This is a genomic window from Streptomyces diversicolor (assembly GCF_057537855.1).
In genome coordinates, this window is sequence record NZ_BAAJXA010000004.1 from 124,740 (window position 1) to 149,397 (window position 24,658).

A 24,658-nucleotide genomic window follows, 5' to 3' on the forward strand; every position below is an offset into this window, starting at 1 on the left:
GGCCGGACGGCACCGGGGGGCTCGGCGGTCGCGGCCGTCCTCGGACGGCGTGACCGGCTTCTGGACCACGCCGTCACTGAACAGCCCGGACTTCGCCCGCGGGAGCGCGCGGCGCGCGCGGGTGCCGGTCCCGCCGAGCGGTGTGCCCGTGTGCGCGTGACGGCGGCGGGCGTCGGCGGTGTCCGGGCCGTTGTGCATGCCGGCGGATGTGGTCGGGGCGCGGGTCGCGGCCCGGGGCCGGACGGTTGCCGTGGTGGTGTGGGTGTGCGGGGCGGCCCGGGCCGGGGTGTGGTGTGGCACGGTGGGCGTCCGGGCGGCGGCACGGTGGGTCATGGTGTGCCTCCGTGCGGTGTGGCCGGGCGTGCGGTCGGCGCCGGTGCCGGCTTGGGCGGCGCGGGCCGCAGGGGCACGGCTGTCCGGTGCCGTGCCAGGCCGGTCAGCCAGTGGCCCACCGCCAGCGGCGGGATGACTACGCTGGTGGCGAGCATGGTGGCGATCTCCGGTGCGGTGCGCGGTCCGGGCAGGATGCGGGCGAGGGCGAACTCGCCGGTGCCCAGCGCCCACAGGGCGGCGCAGGCCCCGGCGGCGCGCGGCCGGCCGGCCAGGGCGAGCGCGGGCGCCGCGAGGGCCATGGTCGTCACGAGCGCGTGCCGGGGCAGCCGGCCGCGCGGCGCCCGGGCGCGGTGCCACCAGTCGCGGCCGTGCAGGGCGCTCATCAGCGCGTCGTCCGCGTTGCCGCGTTGGGCCCGTACCGACACCCACCGGTCGGCGTCCCGCACCGGGTGGCGGGTGGTGCGCCGCCCGCGGCGCAGTGACCAGCCCGCGTCCGAGACCCGCAGCGCCAGGTCGGCGTCCTCCCGGAACGCTCGGCGGAACCGCTCGTCGAAGCCGTGGACCTCGGCCAGTACCGCCGTGCGGTAGGCCATGTCGGCGGTGGCCCAGGCCGCGTGTTCCAGACCCGCGGTGCCCCGTTCGAAGTCGGTGGGCCTGCGGTCCGGGTCGAGCGGTACCCGCAGGCGTCCCTGCACCCCGCCGGTGCCGGCGTCAGCCGCGGTGAGGTCTTCGGCGAGCCGGCGGGGCCAGTCGGGCAGCACCTGGACGTCGTCGTCCAGGAAGACGGTCCAGGGCGCGCGCACGGTGCGCCACCCGGCGTTGCGGGCGGCGGCCGGCCCTCGTCCGCCGGTGCGCAGTGTGCGGGTCCGGTCCCGCAGGACGCCCGCCGCGGCCAGGGGCAGCGGCGTGGCGGGGTCCGCGCGGTCGTCGACGACGACCACCTCATCGGGTGGACGGCCCTCGGCCTCGGCGAGCGCGCGCAGGCACGCGGCGAGGCAGTCACGCCCGATCGTGGGGACGACGACGGCGTAGGCGAGGGCGTCCTGCCCCCGCTCGCCGGGGCCGCACATCACGCGAACACCTTCTTCCGGCGTACGGCGAACGGGCCGAGCGCCAACAGGTCGACGGGGGCGGAGCCGAAGCACTCAAGGGCGTCACGCGGGTCGTCCACCATGGGCCGCCCGGCGGTGTTGAGGCTGGTGTTGACCACGACGGGCAGCCCGGTACGGCGTTCGAAGCCGTCGATCATCCGGGCCACCAGCGGCTCGGTGGCACGGTCCACGGTCTGGATCCGGGCGGTGCCGTCGACGTGCACGACCGCGGGGATGCGCTCGCGCCACGCGGCGGCCACGTCGTGCACGAACAGCATGTACGGGCTGGGCAGGGGGCCGTCGAACAGTTCCGCGGCCCGTTCGGCCGACACCATCGGGGCGACGGGCCGGAACTCCTCGCGTCCCTTGACCGCGTTGAGCCGTTCCAGGTTGTCGGCGCGGCCGGGGTGGGCCAGCAGCGAGCGGTGCCCGAGGGCCCGGGGCCCGTATTCGCTGCGGCCCTGGAACCAGGCCACGATGCCGTCGCGGGCGAGTTCTTCGGCGACGGTCTCCGCTATGTCCTCGGGCTCCTCGTAGGGTACGGCCGCACGCTCCAGCCAGGCGCGCAGTTCGGCGTCGTGCCAGCCGCGGCCGAGGGCGGCGGACGGCATGGCCTCCACGGCCTCCTTCTGGTGGGCGATGTGCAGCGCGGCGCCAAGGGCGGTTCCCGCGTCACCGGCGGCGGGCTGCACCCAGATGTGCCCGAACGGGCCGTCCCGGTACAGCCGGGTGTTGGCCACGCAGTTGAGCGCCACGCCGCCCGCCAGGGTCAGCGCGTCCTCGCCGGTGTGCTCGCGCAGCCACCGCGCGAGGCCCAGCAGGACCTCTTCCAGACACGCCTGGGCGCTGGCCGCCGCGTCGGCGTGATCCTGTGTCCAGGCGCCGCCCGCGGGGCGGGGCGGCACGAGGGACGCCCAGGGCACGGGGCGGGCCCGAAAACCGCCGTCGGCGTCCGGGTGGACGTAGCGGCGCAGCCGGTCCCGGAAGCGCGGTTCGCCGTGGGAGGCGAGGGCCATCACCTTGAACTCGTCGCTGCTGCGCAGGAATCCGAGGTGCTGGGTGAGGTCTTCGTAGAACAGGCCGAGCGAGTCGGGCAGCGACTGCGAACGCAGCACGCTCAGTTCACGGTTGACATAGCGGCCGGCGAGATGGGAGCCGCATTCGCCGCGGCCGTCCAGCACCAGGACGGCGCAGTCCGGGTACGGGGACGCCTGCCCCGCGGAGGCGGCGTGGGCGACGTGGTGGGCGACGAAGCGGACCTTGTCCGGATCGAGTCCGGGCAGCGCCTCGGCAAGGAACTCGGGTGCCCGGCGGGCGTAGTCCTGCCGCAGGTGGTCAAAGGGGTCGTCCAGTCCCATCAGGCCCGCCGGGCGGGCGAGTTCGGGGTCGTAGGAGTAGGCGACCGCGTCGAGGTCGGACGGGGCCAGGCCGGCGTGCTCCAGGCACCAGCGGGCGGACAGTTCGGGCAGTTCCCAGGCGGAGAACGGGATCGGGCGCTTGCCGTGCTTGCGCCGGCTGAAGCGTTCCTCCTCCGCCGCCGCCACGATCCGGCCGTCGACCACGAGTGCGGCGGCGGGGTCGTGGAAGAGGGCGTTGATTCCCAGAACACGCATCGTGCCTCCGTCGGGGCATGGGGGGCGTCTCACCTGTGCGGGGCCGGCTCGGGCGCCGGCCGGGCCGCGAAGTGGGCGATGGTCTGCTTGATGCCCTCCTCCCAGGGCACGCGGGGTGTCCAGCCCAGCAGTTCGCGGGCGAGCGCGGTGTCCGGGCGGCGCCGCCGCGGGTCGTCGGCGGGTCGGTCGACGAACTCGATACGGGAGGAGGAACCCGTCAGTTCCACGATGCGCGAGGCGATCTCCCGCACGGTCACCTCGTCGGTGCCGCCGAGGTTGACGGGGCGTACCGACCGGCTGGCGGCCACCAGCAGGATGCCGTCCACGATGTCGTCGACGTAGCACAGGGAACGGGTCTGGCTGCCGTCACCGGCCACGGTCAGCGATGCGCCGGCGAGGGCCTGGCAGACGAACGTGGGCACCACACGCCCGTCGTGGGCCCGCATGCGCGGCCCGTAGGTGTTGAACAGGCGCACGATGCCCGCGTCGGCGTCCCTGGTGCGCACATGCGCGGTGACCAGTGCCTCGGCGAAGCGTTTCGACTCGTCGTAGACACTGCGCGGGCCGACCGGGTTGACGTTGCCCCAGTAGTCCTCGCGCTGGGGATGTTCCAGGGGGTCGCCGTAGACCTCGGACGTCGAGGCGAGCAGAAACCGCGCACCGTCGCGCTCGGCGACGGCCAGCATGGCGCGGGTGCCCAGACTCCCGGCGTCGAGGGTTTCGAGCGGCAGCCGCAGATAGTCGGCGGGCGAGGCGGGACAGGCGAAATGCAGGACCAGGTCGTACGGCCCGGCCAGGCGCCCGGTGGCGTCGGGCGCGCAGACGTCGCACTCCACGAAGCGGAAGCCCGGACGGCCTTGGAGGTGGGCGACATTCGCGCGCGCTCCGGACAACAGGTTGTCGGCGCAGTCGACTTCGGTTCCCGCGTTCAGCAACTGCTCGCACAGGTGGCTGCCGATGAACCCGGCACCGCCGGTCACCAGGGCACGTCGCCATGTGGCACACGTCGTCGTATCAGTCATAAGGGTTCCTTTGTCCGCGTCGCGGTGTCTGAAGGCCACTGCCCTCACCGTCCGGCGTGGCAGAGAAAGGTGCTTGTGCGAAAGTGAAGGTTCGGCTGCCGGGCGCTCGCCGGCGTCGGTGTGCCCCGGGTCCGCCGCTGTGCGGACGGCACTGCCACTGGGTTCCCCCGGGCAGTAGTTTTCACACGTTGATTCCTAATGTCCCACTTTGCCGGTGCGCTCGCGCCTCGTGAAGCGTCGCGGCCGGGGCGTCCGGGCGGCCGCACGGTCCGCACCCCCGGGGCCGAGCCGCGTGACGGCGAGACGGAACCTCACTCCCGGCGCCCGGTTTCCCCATGCCACCCGGCAGTTGCCCGTCGGCCCCCGTGGAGCCGGCGGCCCCGCGTGCACGGTGCGTGACCGTGTCCGGGCCCGGGACCCGCCGCACCCCGCTGACCTGGGCGGACACAGTCGGTTTCAGCTGCTGAACGCTACTGACCGGCTGCGCCTGTGAGCAAACACACGCATGCCCCAAGTGCGGCGCAGCCGCGCGCAGTTGGCGCCGGACCGCGGCGGCGTCCGGGCCGCGGGAACGGCCGGCCGGGGCCCGCTCTGCCACGATGGTGCGAGCCGTGACCGACTCGGTGGACGCTGCGCACGCAGCGCGGCCGGGCTGTTCGGCTGCACCGGTCGGGCCGCTCGGCTCCGGCCGGTCCTGTCGCTGACTCCCCGTCGTCGTCGAGTACCGGACCGTGTCTTCTCCTCCTTCCTCGCCCTCCCCCGTGCCCGAAACCGCCGCCCCGCGCACCGGGGCCTCCCATTCGCCCTGGCGGTCGCTGAGACACCGCAGCATGCGCTGGTGGTCCGTCGCCAACCTCGTGTCGAACGTCGGCACCTGGATGCAGCTCACGGTGCAGAACCTGCTCGTGCTGCAGATCACCGGATCGGCCGCCGCGACGGGCCTGTCCATGTCCGTGCAGGCCGCGCCCGCGCTGCTCATGAGCCTGCTCGGCGGCGCCGCGGTCGACCGGTGGCCGCGCCGGCTGACGGTCGCCGTCAGCCAGGCCCTGCTCGGCACGGTGGCGTTCGCGACGGCCGTGCTCGTGGCCCTGGACCGGCTCGACCTGCCGTCCCTGCTGGTGCTTGCCGCCCTGACCGGCATCGTCGCCACCGTCGACGGACCGGCCTGCGCCCTGCTCGGCAACGATCTCGTGCCCGCCGGGGACGTGCCCTCGGCCATCGGTGTGGGCGCCCTGGTGCACAGCGCGGGCCGGCTGCTCGGCACGGCCCTGGCCGGTGTGACCGTCGGCTTCCTCGGCACGGCCGCCGCCTACGCCGCCAACGGGCTGTCGTTCCTGTTCGTGACCGCGGTGGTGCCGCTGCTGCGCCCCGCGTACGGCAGGTCGGCGCACACCGCGGCGAAGAACGCGGCGAAGACCGCAGTGAAGGACACAGACAGGCCGCCGAACGACCCGGCCGACCGGGACATGACCGTGCGCCAGGGGCTCGCCCACTTCGCGCGGCGCCCCCGTCTGGTCGCGCTGGCCTGCGTCACCGGCATCAGTTCGGTCCTAGGCCGCAACTACGGGCTCACCCTGGCCGTGCTCGTCACCGGGCCGCTCGCGGGCGGTGCGGGGGCGTTCAGCACCGTGTCCACCGTGCTCGCCGTGGGCGGTGCGCTGGGTGCCGTCCTCGGCGCCCGGACCCGCCGGCCCTCGGTCCGGCTCGTCGGCACGCTGGCCGCGACCGGCGGACTGCTGCAGGTGGCGGCCGGGCTGTCGCCCTCGCTTGCCGTGCTGCTGGTGCTGGTGCTGCCGATGGCCGTGGTGGAGTCCGCCTCCGACACGGCGGGCACGGCCGTGCTGCAGACCGACCCGCCCGCCCATCTGCGGGGCCGGGTGCTCGGCGTCTGGAACAGCATCGGCACGGTGTGGAGCCTCGGCGGCCCGCCCGCGCTCGGCCTGCTCATGGAGGTCTCCGGTGCGCGCGGCGCCCTGATCGTCGGCGGCCTGCTCATCGCCGGAACGATCACGGCCGGCCGCGTCCTGCGGGCGCGCCGGGCGTCGGTTCCGGTGCCGCGGGCGGTGCGTGGGGGCGCAGGGGACGCGGGCGCGCCGGAGCGGGAGGCGTTGCGGGCGGCCGCGTGACGGTGCCGCGGGGCGACGACGTCCCCGCGGCGGGGTCATCCGGTCCCGCGGCACGGACGGCCCTGCCCGGCGGGGCGCATAGGCGCGGTGCCCGTGGGTACTCCGGGCGGCGTCACACCGGCGTCGGACGAGCACGCCGGCTCCGATGCGGGCAGCCGGCGGTGACCGACGCGGGGCACACCGTCGCCACGGCCGTACGGCCGACGAAAGGACGATGAACCATCATGCGCATCGCGTTCCTGACCGCACCCGAAGGCGTGGAGCAGGTCGAGCTCACCGAACCCTGGAAGGCCGTGACCGACGCGGGCCACGAGCCCGTACTGGTGTCGACACGGCCGGGCGAGGTACAGGCGTTCCACCATCTCGACAAGGCGGACACCTTTCCCGTGGACGAGGTCGTGGACCCCGCGTCGGCCGGCTCGTTCGACGCGCTGGTGCTGCCGGGCGGCGTCGCCAACCCCGACCTGCTGCGGCTGAACGAGCGGGCGGTGACGTTCGTGAAGGACTTCTGCCGGCAGGGGCGCCCGGTCGCCGCGATCTGTCACGCCCCGTGGACGCTGGTCGAGGCCGATGTCGTGCGGGGGCGGACGCTGACCTCCTGGCCGAGCCTGCGCACCGACATCCGCAACGCGGGCGGCACCTGGGTCGACGAGCGGGTACAGGTCTGCGACCACGGCCCCGGCAAGCTCGTCACGAGTCGCAAACCGGACGATCTGAAGGCGTTCTGCGAGACGTTCCTGGACGTGTTCGCCGAGCAGACCGCGACCGCCTGACGGGGTGCCGCACGCGGCGGGCGCCCGGCCCGGCCACGCCGCACGGCGCGCCGGCCGCGGCGAGCACCCGGGAGGAGACCATGGATCTTGCCTTTCTGTATCCGCTGTACGAACGCTCCGGGCCCTGGGCGTCGGTGTACGTCGACCTCTCACGGCACGCGGAGGACACACCGCACGAACGGGAGCTGACCGCCCAGGCGGTCAGCCGGGAGCTGGCCGGGCAGGGAGCGGACGAGCCGACCTGCCGGGCCGTCGCCGAGGCCGTGGACGATCTCGCCCACTCCACCGATCCGCACGGCCGTGCCCTGTTCGCGCGGGCCGGCGAGGTGCTGCTGGACCCGCCGCTGGCCCGCCCGCCGGGCGGCACCCAGGCCCGGTGGGCACCCCTGCCGCATGTGGCGCCGCTGCTGGAACTGGCGGGCGAGGACCCCGTCTGCCTGGTGGCGTACGTCGACCGCAGGGGCGCTGACTTCGAGCTGCGCAGCGGGGTGGGCAGCCGTGAGGCGGGCTCGGTCGCCGGTCAGCCCTGGCCCCTGCACCGCACGGCGACGGCCGACTGGTCGGAGCGGCACTTCCAGCTCAGGGTGGAGAACACCTGGGAGAGCAACGCCGGGGAGATCGCCGACGCGCTCGCCGCGTGCCAGGACGAGGTACGCGCCGACCTGCTGATCCTGGTCGGGGAGCAGCGGGAGTGCCGTGCCGTGCACGAGCGGTTGCCCCAGCGGCTGACCGACCGCGTCGTGGAGGCGGACCACGGCATCGGCAGCAGGCTCCTGGACAAGGAGGTCGAGCGGGCCCGCGCCGAGCACGTCCGTCGGCGTGCCGAGGCCGAGCTGGGACGGTTCCTGGCCGCCCGGAGCCCGGACGCCGAAGGGCGCGCCGGGGCCGTCGAGGGGGTGCCCGCGCTGGTCGAGGCGGCGCGTGAACACCGCATCGACGAGCTGCTGGTCCGTCCGCAGGGCCCCGACACGCACCGCGAGGTGTGGATCGGTGCGGCGCCCGACCAGGTGGCGGTGCGGCGCACGGATCTCAAGACGCTGGGCGAGCCGCGGCCCTGGCCGACCCGCGCCGACGACGCCGTGATCCGCTCCGTGGTCGCCACCGACGCCGCGGCCCTCTCGGTGACCCCGGCGACGGGAACGCACGAGGACATACCCGCGGGCGGCCTCGGGGCGCTGCTGCGCTGGAGGTGACACCACTGGAGATGTTCCATGCGTTGCCGTACTTCCATGCGTTGCCGTGCCGCGCGGCCGTGGAGGAGGACGCGGCCACAGCGTAGGCAGGGCGCCGGCGGCGGGGCCAAGGTTGCCGGCCGGTGGCGCCGGCGGCGGGGCCAAGGTTGCCGGCCGGTGGTGGGAAATCCCCTAGCCCGGTCCCGGCCCGGTCGCCACGGCCGTACCCGCGGGTTCGGGGCGTCCATCGGCCGGCTGCGGGCGATGCCGGGGGACTGTCCGCGCCATCGGCCGGCTGCGGGCGATGCCGGGGGCTGTCCGCGCGGGGCCCACCGCAGGTCCGGGGGGCTGTGTGCGGCGAAACCATGTGGGACGGACCTATGTCCACGGCCTCAGCTGCGGTGGTCAACACCATGTCGGCGGCCCTTCGGTGGCTCCTACCGTCCCCTGCGTCAGCAACCGCGCCGCCGCCGTCCGCCGCACATGTGCCGCCGCCCCTGTCCGCGGCACGCGTCGGCGCGGCATCCACCCCCCGGGAGCCGGTCCGATGCCCACGTCGCCCGCACATCGCGCCCACCCGCGCCGCACCAGAATCCTCGCGGCGGCCGCCCTCGCGGCCGCCGCGCTCCTCGCCTCCGGCTGCGCCGAGGCCGGCACTGCGGGCTCCCACTCCGCCGGTGACGCGAAGGACACGGCGGCCGTGAAGGTCGGCCTCGTCTACTCGAAGACCGGTCCGCTCGCCGCCTACGGCAAGCAGTACATCGAGGGCTTCAGGGCCGGTCTCGACCACGCCACCGACGGCACCGGCAAGGTCGGCGGCCACACCGTCGAGATCACCGAGCGCGACGACGCCGGTGACGCCTCCAAGGCGGTCGCCGCGGCCAAGGACCTCATCGGCAAGGGCACGAAGATCCTCGCGGGCAGCACGGACTCCGGCATCGCCCTGCAGATGGCCCCGCTGGCCGCCCAGAACAAGGTGCTGTTCATCGACGGCCCGGCCGCCACGGACGCCGTGACCGGCAGCAACAGGTTCACGTTCCGCTCCGGCCGGCAGTCCTACCAGGACACCCTGACCGCCGCCGCGATGCTCGGCGACGCCCGGGGCAAGAAGGTCACCGTGCTGGCCCAGGACTCCACGTTCGGCCAGGCCAACGTCGACGCCGTCAAGGCGGTGCTCGGCGGCGAGGGCGCCACCGTCTCCTCCGTGCTGGCCCCGCCCGGCGCCACCGACCTGACCCCGTTCGCCCGGCAGGTCAAGTCCGCCGCGCCCGACCTGGTGTTCGTGGCCTGGGCGGGTGCCACCGCCCCCGCGCTGTGGACCGCCCTCGACCAGCAGGGCGTGCTGACCTCGTCGAAGGTCACCACCGGCCTGGCCGGCACCGCCTCGTACCCCGTCTTCGGGACGGGCGGCGAGAAGATCACCTTCCTCGCGCACTACTTCCCTGGCGCGGCCGGCACCGACGCCGAGAAGGCCATGACCGAGTCGGTCGAGCAGGCCGGTGGCACCCCCGACCTGTTCACCCCGGACGGCTTCACCGCCGCCCAGATGATCGTGCGTGCCGTCCGGGCGAGCGCCACCGACACCGACGCCATGGTGAAGTCCCTGGAGGGCTGGACGTTCGACGGCGTCAAGGGGCGGCTGCGGATCCGCGCCGAGGACCACGCCCTGCTCCAGCCGATGTTCCAGGCGCGGCTCAAGGGCAGCGGCAGGTCCGCCGAGCCGGAGCTGGTCCGGACGCTCCCGCTGGACGCGGTCGCCCCGCCCGTCAAGCCCCTGGCGGGCTGACCGGTGACCGCGGCATCCCACGGAGCGGGACGCGCGCCCCATGCACCGGCGGCCCCCGCGGCCGTCCTCGGCCTGGACCGCGTCGGCTGGAGCGTCGGCGGCGCGACCATCCTCTCGGGCGTCTCCCTCGACGTGTACGAGGGCGAGTTCCTCGCCTTCATCGGTCCCAACGGGGCCGGCAAGACCTCGCTGTTCAACCTGATCAGCGGGCTCGTCACGGCCACCGCGGGCCGGGTCGTGCTGGACGGGAGGGACATCACCGGCGAGGCTCCGTACGCCCGGGCGCGGCGCGGCCTCGGCCGCACCTTCCAGACGTCCAGCCTGTGGCCCGCGATGAGCGTCGCCGAACACGTCCGGCTCGCCGCGCAGGCCGCGGCCGGCGGCTCGTACCGGATCTGGCGGCGGGCCCCGCGGTACCAGGACAAGGTCGACGACGTGCTGGCCCGCACCGGCCTCGCGCACCGCGCCGACGCGCCCGCCCGGTCCCTGTCGCACGGCGAGAAACGGAAACTGGAACTCGCCGTCCTGCTGGTCGCGGAGCCCCGGCTGATGCTGCTGGACGAGCCGATGGCGGGGGTCAGCGCCGAGGAAGTACCCGCCCTGACCGAACTCATCCGCACCCTGCACCGTGACGAGGGCCGCACCGTGCTCATGGTCGAGCACCACATGGACGTGCTGCTCGGCCTGGCCGACCGGCTCGCCGTGATGCACCACGGCAGTCTGCTCGCGCTGGACAGCCCCGAGGCCGTCACCGCCGACGCCACCGTCCAGCATGCCTACCTCGGGGAGGCCCTGTGAGCGAGGAACGGACGGCCCGGGCCACCGCCGCCCGGCCGCCGGCCCCGGGCGGCGCCGCCCTGCTGAGCGTGCGCGGCCTGCGGGTGCTGATCGGCGGCCGGCACATCCTGCACGGCGTCGACCTCGATGTGCCGGGAGGGGGCGTCACCGCGCTGCTCGGCCGCAACGGGGCCGGCAAGACGACCACCGTGCGGGGCGTGCTCGGCCTGGTGCCGCGCACCGGCAGCGTGCTGCTGGACGGCGCGGAGACCGTGGGCCTGCCCACGCACACCCTGGTGCGCCGCGGCATCGGCTACGCCCCCGAGGACCGTGGCGTCTTCGCCGGGCTGACCGTCGCGGAGAACCTGCGCCTGGCCGAACGCGGCGACGGCGAGCCGGACTACGCCCTCGTCCACGAACTCTTCCCCGAACTGCTCCGGCGCGCCGGGCAGGCGGCCGGCACGCTCTCCGGCGGCCAGCAGCAGATGGTGGCCATCGGCCGCACCCTGCTCAACGGCAATCGGCTGATCATCGCGGACGAGCCGGCCAAGGGCCTGGCCCCGAAGGTCGTCACCGAGGTCACCCGGGTGCTGGAGCGGGCCGCCGAGGCCGTCCCGGTGCTGCTCGTCGAGCAGAACCTCGCCATGGTCCGCCGGCTCGCCACGCACTGCGCGGTGCTCGCCGACGGCCGCACCGCCCACCAGGGGCCCGCCGCGGACCTGCTCGGCGACCCGGACGCCACCCGCCGGCTGCTCGGTGTCGGCCGCGCCCCCGCCACCCCCGCGGCGCCGGCCGCCGCCCCGCCCGCCGGGTCCGCCGACGCCGCCGACGCCGTCGTTGGCGAGTGCGCGGATCCACCCTGCGACCGTACGGAGGCCGACGCCTGATGGACACCGTCGTCCTGCTCACCCTGACCGGACTCGGCCTCGGCGCCCTGTACTTCCTCGTCGCCTCCGGCCTTTCGCTGATCTTCGGCCTGATGGACGTGCTCAACTTCGCGCACGGCGCGCTGCTGTCCATCGGCGCCTACGCCACCTGGTGGGCCGCCTCCGGCAATCTGCCCGGCGCGGGCCCCGGCGGCCTCGGTTTCGTGCTCGCCGTCGGGTTCGGCGTGGTGGCCGGCACGTTCGCGGCGGTCCTGCTCGAACTGGCCGTCGTGCGACCGCTGTACACCAGGCCCCGCGAGCAGGTGCTCGCCACGGTCGGCGTCTCGCTGGCCGTGCCCGCGCTGCTCGCGGGCGTCTGGGGCAGCGACGCCCTGACCTTTCCCGGCCCGAAGGCACTGGGGGACACGGTCGGTGTGCTCGGCGCCCGGATCCCGGCCAACCGGTTCGTGCTGATCGCCGGGGCGGTGCTGGTCTGGGCCGGTCTGAAGCTGTTCCTCGACCGCACCCGGCACGGCCTGGTGGTCCGGGCGGGTGTCGAGGACCGGGCCATGGTGACCGCACTCGGTATCGACGTCGGCAAGGCGTTCACCCTGGTCTTCGCCATCGGCGGTGCCGCCGCCGCGCTGGGCGGCGCCCTCGGCGGCCTGTACTTCGGTTCGGTCGACCCCCGTCAGGGGACCTCGCTGCTGATCTTCGCGTTCGTGGTCGTCGTGACGGGCGGCATGGGTTCGGTGACCGGTGCGGCCGTCGCGGCCGTCGTCATCGGCCTCGTCCAGCAGTTCGCCAACTACTACACCGCCGCCGGGCTCGGGGACCTCGCCGTCGTCGTGCTGCTCGCCGCTCTGCTGCTGGTGCGCCCGCGCGGCCTGACCGGGAGGCTCGCATGAGCACCGTCACCGGGACCGGTGCCGCTGTCGCGTCCGGTGCGCGGGAATCCGCCGCCCGCCGTCTGCTGCGCCGGTGGCCCGTGGGCCTGTTCGTCCTGCTGTTCGTGCTGCCCTACGGCGCCGTCGAGGTTCCCGGGCTGCTGGACGGGCCCGTCGGCAGCGCCGGAAGTCTGCAACTCCTCGCGCTGTGTCTGCTGTCCGGCGCCCTGGCGACCGGCTACGACCTGCTGCTGGGCCGCACCGGCCTGCTGTCCTTCGGGCACGCCCTGTACTTCGCCGCGGGCAGCTACGCCACCAACACGATGATGCGGGAGGCGGGGCTGTCGTTCGCCCTGTCCGCCGTGCTCGGCCTGCTCTTCGGCATCGCCCTCGCGGTGCTGCTCGGCTCGGTCGCGCTGCGCGTCACCGGCATCGCCTTCTCGATGGTGACGCTGGCCTTCGCCCAGGCCGCCTCCATCCTGGTCGCCCGCGACCCGGGCGGCTTCACCGGCGGTGAGGAGGGCCGCGCGGTCGCCGCCGACCTGCTGCCGTCCGGGCTCGTCGGCATCGAGAACACCGCCACCCTGTACTGGATCACCCTGGCGTTCCTCGCCCTCACCCTCGCGGTCGTGCACTGGACCACCCACTCGCCGACCGGCCGTGTCTGGGAGGGCATCAGGGAGAACGAGCGGCGCGTCGAGGTGCTGGGCCTGCGCCCGTACGGGTTCAAGCTGCTGGCCTTCACCGTGGCGAGCGCGCTGGCCGCGCTGGGCGGCATCGTGCACCTGCTGCTGACCGGCGGCTCCAGCCCGCACTCCACCAGCTCCGAGTTCACGCTGTCGCTGCTGGTGATGGTCGTCCTCGGCGGCTCCGGCACCCGGTGGGGGCCGATGCTCGGCGGTGTCCTGTACACGTGGGCCGACCAACGCCTCGGCGATGTCGCGGGCTCCGCGGCCGTCGCGGACCTGCCCGCCGTGCTGCGGGTGCCGCTCAGCCAGCCGCTGTTCCTGCTGGGCGTGGTGTTCGTGGTCGTCGTGGGCGTCCTGCCCGGCGGCCTCGCCGCCCTGCCCGGACGTGTCCGTGCCGGCCGCGCCGCACGCCGCGGTGCCGAGGCCGGCTCCGGGCGTGGGGACGGCGGTCGCGGGGAAGAATCGGTCGTCGACGGGCCCGGATCCGGGTCCGCTGCCGGCGGCCCACGGACCGCTCCCGCCGTCCCGCACAGCAGGGCGTCGGCCGCCAGTGCCGACGCCGACGTCAAGGAAAGGCAATCGTCGTGACCAGCCCCGACACCTCGCCCGCCGAAGCGCCCGAGGGCCCCGAGCCGCTGCCCTTCGAGGAGCTGAGCGTCCCCGTGCCGGGCGGCGACCTGGCCGTGCTGCGCTGGGCCGCCGCCGATCCCGGGGCGCCCACGGTGCTCGCCCTACACGGCATCACCGCCAACGGGCTGTCCTGGGGGCCGGTCGCCCGCCGTCTCGCGGGCCGCGCCACGCTCGTCGCCCCCGATCTGCGGGGCCGCGCGGGCAGCCGGGACCTGCCGGGACCGTACGGCATCGCCGCGCACGCCGACGACGCCGCCCGGGCGGCCGAGGCGCTGGGGCTGCGCCGGCCGGTGCTGGCCGGGCACTCGATGGGCGCGTTCACCGCGGCCCTGGCCGCCGTACGCCACCCCGGGCGGTTCGGTCCGCTGCTGCTCGTGGACGGCGGGCTCGGCTTCCCGGCCCCCACCCACCTGTCCCCCGACGAGCTGATGACGGCGGTGATCGGCCCGGCCATGGACCGGCTGTCGATGACGTTCCGCGACCGCGCCGCCTACCGGGCGTTCTGGCGGGTGCACCCGGCGTTCGCCGGGCGGTGGACCCGGGAGGTGGACGCGTACATCCAGCGCGACCTGGTGGGTGAGGAGCCGGCGCTGCGCTCCTCGTGCCGTCTGGAGGCGGTCCGCACCGACGGTGTCGGCCTGTTCGAGCAGGACGTGCTGGCCGCGATCCGCGGGCTGCCCTCCCCCGCCACGCTGCTGTGGGCGGAGCGCGGTCTGATGGACGAGCCGCAGGGCCTGTACGACGAGGAACGGCTCGCCCGCGCCGCCCTCGACGGCACCGGTGTCACACCGGTGCGCGCGCCGGGCACCAACCACTACACGGTGCTCACCGGTGACCAGGGCGCGGGGCTCGTCGCCGACCTGCTGCTGAAGGCCGCCGCCGGGGCGGCGGGCCGCTGACACACGCGGGGGCGGCGGCCCGGCCGCCGCCCGCCGTCAGCAACCGGTCAGCCGCTCAGCTCCCGCAGTCTGAGGGCGAGTTGCAGCTCCAGTGCGCGGTCCGGGCGGCTCCAGTCCGCGCCGAGCAGCGCCTCGACGCGGTCCAGGCGCTGCACGACCGTGTTGACGTGCACGTGCAATGTGTCCTTGGCGCGGGTCAGGCTGCCGCCCGCGCCGAAGTAGGCGGCGAGCGTGGGGACCAGCTCGGTGCCCCGCCGTGCGTCGTACTCCAGGAGCGGCCCGAGCGTGCCGCGCACGAATCCGCCCACGTCCTTCCGGTCGCCCAGCACCACACCGAGGAAACCGAGTTCACCGGCTGACGCGCCGTCGCCGTGGCGGCCCAGCACATGCAGGGCACGCAGGCAGCGCACCGCCTCGGCGTGCGCGTCCGCGATCCGGGGCGGCCCGCAGACCGGGCCCGCGGCCGCCACCGTGACCGGGGCGCCCGTGAGATGGCCGAGCTGTACGGCCGCGGCACGGGCGCACTGGCCGGGCGTCAGCCGCTCGTCGGCCACTGTCAGCAGCACGACGGCACCGGCGTGTTCGGCGCCCGCGCAACCGGCCGGGGCCCCGAAGAGGTAGCGCACGGCGGCCGAGCCCAGCCGCTCCCTGGCCGCGGGCTCCGTGTCGGCGACCAGCACCAGATACGGCCGGTCGAGGTCGACACCGAGTCGGCGGCCCCGGTCGGCGAGCAGCGCCGGGTCGCGTCCGGCGTCGGTCAGCAGGTCGGTGACGAGTTCGCCGCGCACCCGGTTCTCGGTCTCCGCGACCGTGCGCCGCAGCAGCATGAGCAGGCCGGTGACGACGCCCGCGCGCTCGAACATCCGCCGGTCGGCGTCCGCCAGCGGGTGGCTCCGGTGCAGCACCATGATGGCGAGCAGTTCGTGCCCGGCCAGCACCGCGCAGATCCACCGCCCGGAGCGGGCCACCGCGCGGCCCGCCGTACGGGACTCCTCGGCGGCCGACACCAGCCAGCCCGCGTCCATCGAGTCGGCGGCGAACGGCCCGCCGTCGTGCCGGACCGCGGCGAGCGGCCGGCCGACGGGATCGTGCACGGTGAGCGCCCCGTCGAGCAGCGAGGCCACCGCGACGGCCACCTCCCGCACGTCACCGCCGCGCAGTACCAGGTCGGTGAGCCGGTCGTGTGCCTCCTCGGCCCGCTGCACGGCCGCCGCGTGCGCCCGCACGACCGCGTTGGCCTCGGCGAGTTCGGCGAGCGCGGCGCGGGTGTCGTCGAGCGCGCGGGCCGTGTCGATGGCGATGGCGGCGTGCGCGGCGAGCGAGGAGAGCAGCGCCACCTCGTCGGGGCTGAACGAGCGGGGGCTGCGGTCGGCGGCGAACAGCACGCCGATCACCTTGCGGTCCCCGCCGTGCACCGAGCCGAGCAGCAGCGGCACGCCGAGGATCGCGACCAGGCCCTCCTCGGACACGCCGGCGTTGATGTCGCGGGTGTGGCGGAAGCGCTCGTCGGTGGCGTAGTCCGGGGTCGCGTACGGGCGGGCGGTCTGCGCCACCAGGCCGCCCAGTCCCTCGCCGAGTTCCAGCCTCAGGTGCTGGAACACCGGGGACACGGAGCCGTCCGTGACCCGCATGTAGGTGTCCCCGGCCTCCTCGTCGGGCAGCGTCAGATACGCCGTGTCGGTGCCCAGCAGCATCCTGGCCCGCCGGACGATGGCCTTCAGCACCTCGTCGACGTCGCGGGAGGCGGCGAGGTCGCCTGCCGTGTCGAACAGGGCGGCGAGTTCGAGTTCCCTGCGGCGGTGCGCGCGCAGCGAGCTGCGCACCCGCAGCGCCGTGGCCACCGCCCGCTCGGTCTGAGCCAGGTCCGTCCCGTCGACGCCGGCCTCGCGTGCCTGCCCGGTGACCGCGCTCAGCGCCTCGGCGGGCGCGTCGGTGGCGAGGAGTTCCAGCAGGCGCCGCAGGTACGGGGCGGCCGAGGCGCTTCGGAAGGTCCCGCTCCGGCCTCCGACGGGGTCTGTGCCGCTCGGGGCCTCGCGCTCGCCGCTCCGCGTGCGGTCGGCCTGCCGGCCCAGGGCGCGTGCGGGCTCGTCGGCGCCGGTCCGGGGCACCGGCATCGCGGCGACGGTGCGCCCTTCGCCGCCCACTGCCGTGCTCGCGTCCATGTCCGCCTCCCGTGTCGTTGCCTGCGGCCCCTTTTCCTCGCGGGCGGGAACGGTGCCATGGGCGGGGCCACCGTCGTACGCCGCGCAGCCACCCGGGCGGCGGCCCGTCCCACCGGTGCGCCACCCTGCCGGCCCGCCCGTCCGGATCACCCCGGTGAACCGCCGCTCGGCTGAGGACGGGTGACGGGTGCTCCGGTGGCCCATGTCGATGCCGTCCCCTCCCGCGGACGGAGACCCCTGCGTGCGCCGGCCGCCACCGTAGGAAGCCGGCCCGGCCGAACACACTGGGCCGGGCCATACATTCCTCCGTCCATTCATAGGGTCTGGCCCCATAGGGCCTGCGGTGCGAGGGGTGACGCACGCGCGCGCTCTCGGCTCGGCACGGCCTCGGGCAACGGCCCGTACCCACACATCCGGGGAGGCCCGATGGCGCACCGCCACATGTCCGCCCCCACCACACCGCGCCTACCATCCCCCTGACCCCAGAGCCGCGCGAACGGGTCGACCCCCGCCTCCGTGCGTCTCACGAACCCCGGAGGTACCACCGTGCGCCCCACTCTGTTCAGCCGACTCGCCGGGCTGATCGGACGGTTCGCCGTGTCCGGTCTGCTCCTGGCGGCGGCCGGGACCACCGCCCTCGCCCCACCCGCCTTCGCCGCGGGCGGGTTGACCCAGGTGACCGGGTTCGGTTCCAACCCCGGCAATCTGTCGATGTACGCCTACGTCCCCACGGGCCTGCCGGCCGGCGCCCCGCTCGTGGTCGCGTTGCACGGCTGCACCCAGACGGCCCATGACTACTACGCCCACTCCGGCTGGACCGAGCTCGCCGACACCTACGGCTTCGCGCTGGTGTTCCCGCAGACCGGTTCGGCGAACAACTCCCTGTCCTGCTTCACCTGGTTCGACCCGGCCGACTCCACCCGCGGCAAGGGCGAGGCCGCCTCCGTCGCCCAGATGGTCACCAAGGCCGAGTCGCTGTACGGCTCGGACGCCGGCCGCGTGTATGTGACCGGCCTGTCGGCGGGCGGCGGCATGGCCGCGGACCTGCTCGCCGCGTACCCGGACGTGTTCGCGGGCGGCTCGATCGCCTCCGGCCTGCCCGCGCAGTGCGCGACCAGCCAGATCGGCGCGTCCAGTTGCCAGTACGGAAGCCTGGGCCTCACCCCGGCCCAGTGGGGCGACAAGGTCCGCGCCCAGTACCCGGGCCACACCGGGCCGTGGCCGCGCGTCGCGATCTGGCAGGGCACCTCGGACTACACCGTCCACCCGGTCAACGCGACCGAGCTGCGCGACCAGTGGACCGATGTCCACGGCGTCTCACAGACCCCGTCCAGCACCGCGAGCCTGCCCGCGGGCACCACGCTGACCAGCTATGACGACGCGTCGGGACAGCCCGTCGTACAGCTCTACCAGATCAGCGGCATGGGCCACGGTCTCGCGGTCGACCCGGGTTCCGGCGCCGAGCAGTGCGGTAGCGCCGCCGCGTACTTCCTCGACACCGTCTGCTCCAGCTACTACACGGCGAAGTTCTGGCGGCTCGACCAGGACGGCGGCAGCGGTCCGGGGGACGGCGGTGAGCAGTTGCCCGCGCCGACGGGCCTCACGGCTGGCCCGGCCACCGACACCTCCATCTCCCTGAGCTGGTCCCCGGTCCAGGGTGCCGCGTCCTACCGCGTGCGGCGGGGCGGCGCCCAGGTCGGCACGCCCACCGGCACCACCTTCACCGACACCGGCCTGGCACCGGCCACGGCGTACACGTACACGGTTGCCGCGGTCGCCGCCGACGGCACGGTCGGCACGGTCTCCTCGGCCGTCACCGCCGCCACCACCGGTTCCGCCCCGACCTGTACGACGGCCACCAACTACGCCCATGTGACGGCGGGCCGGGCCCACACCAGTGGCGGCTACACCTACGCCAACGGCTCCAACGAGACCATGGGGCTGTACAACGTGTTCGTCACCCACACCCTGAAGCAGACGTCGCCCGGTCACTACGTGCTCGCCGACTCCGGCTGCTGATCCCCGGCCGCCGCTTCGGGCCGCGGCTCCGGTCCACCGGCGCGCCGCCGTCTCCCCCCTCCGCCTCCGCCCCCGACTGACTCGGTGTTCCGGCCCGCGACCGCACCATGGCGGGATTTTCAACCGGGTGGTAGAAAAGATGGACGGGTTCCGGACCAGAGGGGGGAGAGGGCATGGCGCAACGGCGCGTCGGCCCGGCCGCCCTAGTCCACCGGCGTGGTCAGCACCTGCTGGAGGAAGAACCTCAGCGGGCTCACCAGGTCCACCTCGTCGGGATTGGTCAGCCACTGGACCTGGAGCCCGTCCATGAGCGCGATGAAGCTGACGGCCGCCATGCGCGGCTCGACCCCCTCGCGCAGATGCCCGCCCTCGGCCATGGCTCGGAAGGCGGAGTGCATGTAGTCACGCGCGTCCCGGTAGTGCCGGGTGAAGTAGTCGTGCGCCGGATGCTCGGGCGTGATCGCCTCGGCCGCCAGGCGGACGTACAGCTCGACGATGCCGGGATGGCCCGCGTTGTGGGCCGCGAGCGCGAGGAGGTGGCGCACGCCCCCGATGCCGACCGGCTCCCGGGGGAAGCCGCGGGCGTCGTCCTCCTCGTCGCGCCGCTCCAGCACGGCGGCCAGCAGCGCCTCCCGGTCGGGGAAGTAGTAGATCAGCGTCGCATGGCTGATGCCGACCCGCTTCGCGATCTCCCGCAGCGACGCGCCGTGGTACCCGGCGTCGGCGTACACGGACGCGGCCGCGGTGACGATCTCCTCACGACGCTGTCGGCCTTTGGCGTAGGCGGGCGTGGTGCCCGCCGTGCGGGTCTCGGCAGGGGTCATCCACCCATCATGCCCCAGCCCCGGCACTGATCAGCCGCCCCTTCCCGCCGCCGGGTCCCCGTCCCCCTCCCCCTCGTCCCCCCTCGTCCCCTCGTTCACCTTCTTCGCCTCACGAAGTCCGTCTTCTTCGCCTCACGAACAGGAACAAGCATGGCCGACCTCCCCTACCGCGATCCCGCACTGCCCGTCACCGCACGGGTCGACGACCTGGTGTCCCGCATGACGCTGCCGGAGAAGGTCGGGCAGATGCTCCAGCTCAACGCGAAGGACGGGGTCACCCGTCTGATAGAGGACCTGCACGTCGGGTCGATCCTGCACGCGTCGCCGGACCGCATCGTGCAGGCCATGGACCTCGCCGAGGGCACCCGTCTGGGCATCCCGTTGCTGATCGGCGAGGACTGCATCCACGGGCACTCCTTCTGGCCCGGCGCCACCATCTACCCCACCCAACTGGGCATGGCCGCGTCCTGGGACCCGCAGCTGGTGGAGCGCGTCGCCCGCGCGAGCGCCGTCGAGATCTCCACCACCGGCGTCCACTGGACCTTCTCCCCCGTGCTGTGCGTCGCCCGCGACCTGCGCTGGGGACGGGTGGGCGAGACCTTCGGCGAAGACCCGTATCTGCTGGGCGAGTTCGGCTCCGCCATGGTGCGCGGGTACCAGGGCGACGGCCTGGACGACCCCACGGCCGTGCTCGCCTGCGCCAAACACTTCGCCGGCTACTCCGAGACCCAGGGCGGCCGCGACGCGAGCGAGGCCGACCTCAGCCACCGCAAGCTGCGCTCCTGGTTCCTGCCGCCCTTCGAACGGGTCGCACGCGAGGGCTGCCGCACCTTCATGATCGGATACCAGTCGATCGACGGCGTGCCCATCACCGTGAACCAGTGGCTGCTGCGCGAGGTCCTGCGCGACGAGTGGAACTACACGGGCACCCTCGTCACCGACTGGGACAACGTCGGCCGCATGGTGTGGGAGCAGCATGTGTGTGCCGACCACACCGAGGCCGCGGCGCGGGCCGTGCGCTCCGGAAACGACATCATCATGACCACGCCGCAGTTCTTCGACGGCGCTCAGGACGCGGTGGCCCGCGGGGAGTTGACGGAGTCCGAGATCGACGCCGCCGTACGTCGCATCCTGACGCTGAAGTTCGAACTCGGGCTGTTCGAGAACCCGCGCCGGCCCGACCCCGCCCGGCAGGCCGTGGCCATCGCGTCCCCCGAACACGCCGCGCTGAACCTCCAGATGGCGCGCCGCAGCCTCGTCCTCCTCTCCAACGACGGCACGCTGCCCCTGGTGGACGAGGCGACGGCCGACGCCTCGGGACGGGCCGTGGCGCCCGCCGGGGCCGCCCCGCGGCGCATCGCCGTGATCGGCCCCAACGCCGACGCGGCCGACGCGCAACTCGGCGACTGGGCCGGTTCCTCCGGGCAGGCCGACTGGCTGCCGGACGGCCATCCGCGGCATCTCACTGAGACCGTTCTGGACGGTCTGAAGGCGGTCGTGCCCGCCGGCTGGTCGGTCACCCACGCCCGTGGCTGCCACATCGCGGAGTTCGTGCCCGATCCGGACGGCCCGCTGCTGCCCGACGGGCAGCCCGCTCCGGACATCGTCGTGCCCGCCCGGCCCGATCCGGTCCTGCTGCGTGAGGCCGTCGCCACCGCCGAGGACGCCGACCTCGTCGTGGCCGTCGTCGGCGACACCATCGGGCTGATCGGTGAGACCCGTTCCACCGCCACCCTGGACCTGGTCGGCGGCCAGATCGAACTCCTCGACTCCCTCGCGGCCACCGGGACGCCCATGGTCGTCGTGGTGATCAGCTCCAAGCCGCAGGTCCTGCCGCCGTCGGCCGTCGACGCGGCGGCGCTCGTCCAGGCGTTCAACCCGGGCATGCGCGGCGGGCGCGCCATCGCGGAACTCCTGCTCGGTCTGATCGAACCCAGCGGCCGTCTCCCGCTCACCGTTCCGCGGCACGTCGGGCAGCAGCCCGTGTACTACAACCAGATCCGCGGCCAGCACGGGGACCGCTATGCCGATCTGACCCAGGACCCCCTGTTCGCGTTCGGTGAAGGACTCGCGTACACGGACATCGCCTACACGGACCTGCGGATCCACACCCCGCTGGTCAAACCGGGCGACGATGTGCGCGCGACGGTCACCCTCGCCAACACCGGCCGCCGGCCGGCCCGCGAGACCGTCCAGGTCTACGTCCGCGATCTGGTCACCTCGGTGACATGGGCCGACAAGGAGCTCAAGGCGCATCGGCAGGTCGATCTGCGGCCCGGTCAGAGGGTCGACGTGGACATCGTGCTGCCCGCCGCCGAGTGCACCCTCGTCACGGCGGACGGGCGGCGCGTCGTGGAACCCGGCGCGTTCGACCTGCTGGTCGGCTCCTCGTCCCGCGACCGGGATCTGCTGGCGGGGCGATTCAGGATCGATGAGGACGAGTGCCGCGGCCTCGAAGATTCGCCCGCTCAGTCAGGCAACAAAGGATTCTGAATACGCTGGCAAAGTTCAGAAAAAGAAGCGGAATTGGGATGACAAAGTCCCCGGGCACACCATCCTGACCAGCGGCGTCGCCGCAGTCGACGTCCGTTTGAAAAACGTTCAACTCGCTGTCCATGCACGGGCTGTGTGTGGTCCTTAAGGTTCCTGAGGTTTTCAAATGAAGGGGCCTCATGGACACAGCCTTGGCAATCCGGGCTCGGGGAATCGCGAAGTATTTCGGCGATGTCGTGGCACTCGACGGCATCGACCTGGATGTGACGCAGGGTCAGATCCATGGCCTGGTGGGGCCGAACGGCGCCGGCAAGACGACGCTGCTCGGCCTCCTGCTGGGCCTGTCCGTCGCCGACCGCGGCACCCTGGAGATCCTGGGTGCGCGGGTCGGCCGTGCGCTGGCCGTCCCGGACGGCGTCGCCGGTTTCGTCGACGGCCCCGGCCTCTACCCCTCGCTCACCGCCCGGCAGAACCTCGCCGCGCTCGCGGCACTCGGCGGCCAGGACGCGCGCGGAGCCGGGATCGACGACGCGCTGGAGCAGGTCGGGCTCACCGATGTCGCCGACGACCGGGCCCGTGGCTTCTCCCTCGGCATGCGGCAGCGGCTCGGGCTCGCCGCCGCCCTGCTCACCAGGCCCCGGCTGCTGGTGCTCGACGAACCCTCCAACGGCCTGGACCCGGCCGGCAAGAGACATGTGCACGGTGTGCTGAGCCGGCTCGCGGCCGACGGCACCGGTGTCGTCCTGTCCAGCCACCGCATGGACGACCTCGAAGCGCTGTGCTCCGAGGTCACCATCCTCGCCACCGGACGCGTGGTCTTCTCCGGCCCGCCCGGCAAGCTGACCGCGGAAAACCGCGAACTCGACTACCGGTTGCTCACCTCAGATCCCGAGGCCGCCCGCCGGCTGGCCGCCGACACCGCCGGGATCCGGACCGTGGACGGCACCGGACCCGTACGCCAGGACACCGAGGTGATCGTCGTGCGCGCGCTCGGGCCCGCCCTCGACGAACTCGTGGTGCGGCTCGTGCGGTCGGGCATCGCGCTGCGCGAACTCGCCCCCGTCGTCTCGCCGCTTGAGGCCGCGTTCCTCGCCCTGACCGAACAGCACACCGCAGCACAGGAGGGCGGCCGATGACCGCGACCCTCACCGACAGACCGGTCGCCGTCGCCCGCCGCGTTCCGGTGCTGCGCGGCTACCGCTTCGAACTGGTCAAGCTCGTCACCCAGTGGCGGATCCGGCTGCTGGTGCTCGCCTGCTGGATCGTGCCGGCGCTGTTCGTGACGGCGGTGAGCCGGCAGAGCACGCTGCCCACCGACACCCTCTTCGGCCGCTGGATGCACGCCACGGGATGGGCCGGACCGCTGGTGATGCTCGGTTTCGCGGGCACCTGGGCGCTCCCGCTGCTGACCTCGGTGGTGGCCGGCGATGTGTTCGCGTCCGAGGACCGGCTGGGCACCTGGCGTCATCTGCTCATGGCGGTGCGCTCCCCTCGGCGGATCTTCGTGGCGAAGGCGCTGGCCAGCCTCACCGTCATCCTGCTGCTCGTGGCCGGTCTCGCCTGCTCCAGCGTGGCCGGCGGGCTGGTGGCGGTCGGCAACCGGCCGCTGGTCGGCCTGGACGGGCACCTGCTGACGCCGGGGGACGCCGCCGGCAAGGTGCTGCTCGCCTGGGTGTGCGCCCTCGCCCCGACCCTGGCGCTCGCCGCGATCGGGCTGCTCGGGTCGGTGGTGCTCGGGCGGTCCCCGATGGGGCTGCTGCTGCCCGCGCTCGTCGCGCTCACCATGCAGCTCGCCCAGATGCTGCCGCTGCCCGTCGCCGTGCGCCTCGCCCTGCCCGGCTACGCCTTCGTCTCCTGGAACGGTCTGTTCACGGATCCGGCGCAGCTGACTCCGCTTCTCGTCGGCATCGCGGTCAGCCTGGTGTGGGCCGTGGTCGCCACGGCGCTGGCCTTTGTGCTCTTCGTACGGCGCGACTTCACCAACCAGAGCTACGACGGCGCGGGGCGCCGTGCGCTCACCCTCGCGGCCCTGCCCCTCATCGTGCTGCCGGCCGCGACGGTCGCGGTCCTCGCCCAGGCGACCGGGGTCACGGGCTCGGGGATCGAGCAGGCCAAGGTGCAGCGTTCGGTCGCCACGGCGTTCGCCCACCTGTACCGGCTGCAGACCGAGGAGCTGAACCGCCCCGACGTCACCGAGGCGCAGCTGAAGGCCACGGCGGCGTGCTCCAAGGGCAACGTCCAGGACTCCTCCGCCCAGGGGTCGGGCAACGACTGGCGCTGCGTCGTCTCCTGGCACCTCCCCGACGTCGAGGCCACCGGCACGGCCGTCTACCAGCTCGACGTCACTCCGGACGGGCGGTTCGTCGCCGACGGCGACGGACCGAAGGAAGTCAATGGCTACTTCCTGGTGCGCACCCCGCAGGGAGACGCGCCGAACCCGCTGTGGCAGTTCGACGGCAACGTCGAACTGCCGGCCAACACCCCGAAGGGATAGAT

18 protein-coding genes are annotated in these 24,658 nt (G+C 74.0%); 13 read left to right on the top strand and 5 right to left on the bottom strand.

What is annotated here, in order from left to right:
* Nucleotides 1-329 precede the first annotated feature (329 nt).
* The 3 genes from AC27LF_RS06065 to AC27LF_RS06075 are packed head-to-tail and all read right to left on the bottom strand — an operon-like array spanning nt 330 to nt 4,059.
* Entirely contained in the window at nt 330-1,403 is a 1,074-nt protein-coding gene (locus AC27LF_RS06065) for a glycosyltransferase family 2 protein (protein WP_479662524.1), read from the bottom strand.
* Nucleotides 1,403-3,037, bottom strand: a complete 1,635-nt coding sequence (locus AC27LF_RS06070; RefSeq protein WP_479662523.1) for a carbamoyltransferase family protein — start codon at nt 3,035-3,037, stop codon at nt 1,403-1,405. The genes AC27LF_RS06065 and AC27LF_RS06070 overlap by 1 nt, the downstream gene beginning before the upstream one ends.
* Nucleotides 3,038-3,066: 29 nt before the next feature.
* The gene (locus tag AC27LF_RS06075; RefSeq protein ID WP_479662522.1) at nt 3,067-4,059 is read right to left on the bottom strand and encodes an NAD-dependent epimerase/dehydratase family protein; all 993 of its coding nucleotides are present in this window, start codon (nt 4,057-4,059) and stop codon (nt 3,067-3,069) included.
* An 830-nt stretch (nt 4,060-4,889) separates the two neighbouring features.
* Here AC27LF_RS06075 and AC27LF_RS06080 point away from each other — a divergent pair.
* The 9 genes from AC27LF_RS06080 to AC27LF_RS06120 all read left to right on the top strand — a co-directional run bounded on the left by AC27LF_RS06080 (nt 4,890) and on the right by AC27LF_RS06120 (nt 14,664).
* Nucleotides 4,890-6,185, top strand: coding sequence for an MFS transporter (locus tag AC27LF_RS06080; protein WP_479662521.1), 1,296 nt, complete (start codon nt 4,890-4,892; stop codon nt 6,183-6,185).
* 224 nt (nt 6,186-6,409) lie between these two features.
* Nucleotides 6,410-6,958 (top strand): type 1 glutamine amidotransferase domain-containing protein, encoded by a 549-nt coding sequence (locus tag AC27LF_RS06085; protein WP_479662520.1) that lies wholly within the window; start codon nt 6,410-6,412, stop codon nt 6,956-6,958.
* Nucleotides 6,959-7,038: 80 nt separating this feature from the next.
* Nucleotides 7,039-8,151 carry a baeRF2 domain-containing protein gene (locus tag AC27LF_RS06090; RefSeq protein WP_479662519.1) on the top strand — a complete coding sequence of 371 codons (1,113 nt, stop codon included), beginning with the start codon at nt 7,039-7,041 and terminating at the stop codon, nt 8,149-8,151.
* 526 nt (nt 8,152-8,677) lie between these two features.
* Entirely contained in the window at nt 8,678-9,916 is a 1,239-nt protein-coding gene (locus AC27LF_RS06095; RefSeq protein WP_479662518.1) for a substrate-binding domain-containing protein, read from the top strand.
* 3 nt (nt 9,917-9,919) lie between these two features.
* Nucleotides 9,920-10,714, top strand: coding sequence for an ABC transporter ATP-binding protein (locus tag AC27LF_RS06100; RefSeq protein WP_479662517.1), 795 nt, complete (start codon nt 9,920-9,922; stop codon nt 10,712-10,714).
* A 68-nt stretch (nt 10,715-10,782) separates the two neighbouring features.
* Nucleotides 10,783-11,580 carry an ABC transporter ATP-binding protein gene (locus tag AC27LF_RS06105; protein WP_479662641.1) on the top strand — a complete coding sequence of 266 codons (798 nt, stop codon included), beginning with the start codon at nt 10,783-10,785 and terminating at the stop codon, nt 11,578-11,580.
* Nucleotides 11,580-12,467, top strand: coding sequence for a branched-chain amino acid ABC transporter permease (locus tag AC27LF_RS06110; protein ID WP_479662516.1), 888 nt, complete (start codon nt 11,580-11,582; stop codon nt 12,465-12,467). Before AC27LF_RS06105 ends, AC27LF_RS06110 begins: the two co-directional genes overlap by 1 nt.
* Nucleotides 12,464-13,723: a branched-chain amino acid ABC transporter permease gene (locus AC27LF_RS06115; RefSeq protein ID WP_479662515.1), complete on the top strand. Its 1,260-nt coding sequence runs from the start codon at nt 12,464-12,466 to the stop codon at nt 13,721-13,723. The genes AC27LF_RS06110 and AC27LF_RS06115 overlap by 4 nt, the downstream gene beginning before the upstream one ends.
* Entirely contained in the window at nt 13,720-14,664 is a 945-nt protein-coding gene (locus tag AC27LF_RS06120) for an alpha/beta hydrolase (RefSeq protein WP_479662514.1), read from the top strand. The genes AC27LF_RS06115 and AC27LF_RS06120 overlap by 4 nt, the downstream gene beginning before the upstream one ends.
* A gap of 47 nt (nt 14,665-14,711) precedes the next feature.
* Here the strand turns inward: AC27LF_RS06120 and AC27LF_RS06125 are convergent, their stop codons facing one another.
* Nucleotides 14,712-16,826: a helix-turn-helix domain-containing protein gene (locus AC27LF_RS06125; RefSeq protein WP_479662513.1), complete on the bottom strand. Its 2,115-nt coding sequence runs from the start codon at nt 16,824-16,826 to the stop codon at nt 14,712-14,714.
* Nucleotides 16,827-17,372: 546 nt separating this feature from the next.
* On the opposite strand from AC27LF_RS06125, the gene AC27LF_RS06130 reads away from it, so the two are divergent.
* Nucleotides 17,373-18,845 carry an extracellular catalytic domain type 1 short-chain-length polyhydroxyalkanoate depolymerase gene (locus tag AC27LF_RS06130; protein WP_479662512.1) on the top strand — a complete coding sequence of 491 codons (1,473 nt, stop codon included), beginning with the start codon at nt 17,373-17,375 and terminating at the stop codon, nt 18,843-18,845.
* 203 nt (nt 18,846-19,048) lie between these two features.
* Here the strand turns inward: AC27LF_RS06130 and AC27LF_RS06135 are convergent, their stop codons facing one another.
* A complete protein-coding gene (locus tag AC27LF_RS06135; protein ID WP_479662511.1) occupies nt 19,049-19,669 on the bottom strand; it encodes a TetR/AcrR family transcriptional regulator in 621 nt (206 codons plus the stop codon).
* A 150-nt stretch (nt 19,670-19,819) separates the two neighbouring features.
* Between AC27LF_RS06135 and AC27LF_RS06140 the strand changes: the two genes are divergently transcribed.
* The 3 genes from AC27LF_RS06140 to AC27LF_RS06150 all read left to right on the top strand — a co-directional run bounded on the left by AC27LF_RS06140 (nt 19,820) and on the right by AC27LF_RS06150 (nt 24,656).
* A complete protein-coding gene (locus AC27LF_RS06140; protein WP_479662510.1) occupies nt 19,820-22,162 on the top strand; it encodes an exo-beta-d-1,3/1,6-glucosidase in 2,343 nt (780 codons plus the stop codon).
* A 179-nt stretch (nt 22,163-22,341) separates the two neighbouring features.
* Nucleotides 22,342-23,298, top strand: a complete 957-nt coding sequence (locus AC27LF_RS06145; protein ID WP_479662509.1) for an ABC transporter ATP-binding protein — start codon at nt 22,342-22,344, stop codon at nt 23,296-23,298.
* The gene (locus AC27LF_RS06150; RefSeq protein WP_479662508.1) at nt 23,295-24,656 is read left to right on the top strand and encodes an ABC transporter permease; all 1,362 of its coding nucleotides are present in this window, start codon (nt 23,295-23,297) and stop codon (nt 24,654-24,656) included. Before AC27LF_RS06145 ends, AC27LF_RS06150 begins: the two co-directional genes overlap by 4 nt.
* The last annotated feature ends 2 nt before the right edge of the window (nt 24,657-24,658 follow it).

Excerpts from the sequence above, each read along its gene's own strand:
- AC27LF_RS06065 (WP_479662524.1), bottom strand. The coding sequence starts at position 1,403 with ATGTGCGGCCCCGGCGAGCGGGGGCAGGACGCCCTCGCCTACGCCGTC.
- AC27LF_RS06070 (WP_479662523.1), bottom strand. The coding sequence starts at position 3,037 with ATGCGTGTTCTGGGAATCAACGCCCTCTTCCACGACCCCGCCGCCGCA.
- AC27LF_RS06075 (WP_479662522.1), bottom strand. The coding sequence starts at position 4,059 with ATGACTGATACGACGACGTGTGCCACATGGCGACGTGCCCTGGTGACC.
- AC27LF_RS06080 (WP_479662521.1), top strand. The coding sequence starts at position 4,890 with ATGCGCTGGTGGTCCGTCGCCAACCTCGTGTCGAACGTCGGCACCTGG.
- AC27LF_RS06085 (WP_479662520.1), top strand. The coding sequence starts at position 6,410 with ATGCGCATCGCGTTCCTGACCGCACCCGAAGGCGTGGAGCAGGTCGAG.
- AC27LF_RS06090 (WP_479662519.1), top strand. The coding sequence starts at position 7,039 with ATGGATCTTGCCTTTCTGTATCCGCTGTACGAACGCTCCGGGCCCTGG.
- AC27LF_RS06095 (WP_479662518.1), top strand. The coding sequence starts at position 8,678 with ATGCCCACGTCGCCCGCACATCGCGCCCACCCGCGCCGCACCAGAATC.
- AC27LF_RS06110 (WP_479662516.1), top strand. The coding sequence starts at position 11,580 with ATGGACACCGTCGTCCTGCTCACCCTGACCGGACTCGGCCTCGGCGCC.
- AC27LF_RS06115 (WP_479662515.1), top strand. The coding sequence starts at position 12,464 with ATGAGCACCGTCACCGGGACCGGTGCCGCTGTCGCGTCCGGTGCGCGG.
- AC27LF_RS06125 (WP_479662513.1), bottom strand. The coding sequence starts at position 16,826 with ATGGACGCGAGCACGGCAGTGGGCGGCGAAGGGCGCACCGTCGCCGCG.
- AC27LF_RS06135 (WP_479662511.1), bottom strand. The coding sequence starts at position 19,669 with ATGACCCCTGCCGAGACCCGCACGGCGGGCACCACGCCCGCCTACGCC.
- AC27LF_RS06140 (WP_479662510.1), top strand. The coding sequence starts at position 19,820 with ATGGCCGACCTCCCCTACCGCGATCCCGCACTGCCCGTCACCGCACGG.
- AC27LF_RS06145 (WP_479662509.1), top strand. The coding sequence starts at position 22,342 with ATGGACACAGCCTTGGCAATCCGGGCTCGGGGAATCGCGAAGTATTTC.
- AC27LF_RS06150 (WP_479662508.1), top strand. The coding sequence starts at position 23,295 with ATGACCGCGACCCTCACCGACAGACCGGTCGCCGTCGCCCGCCGCGTT.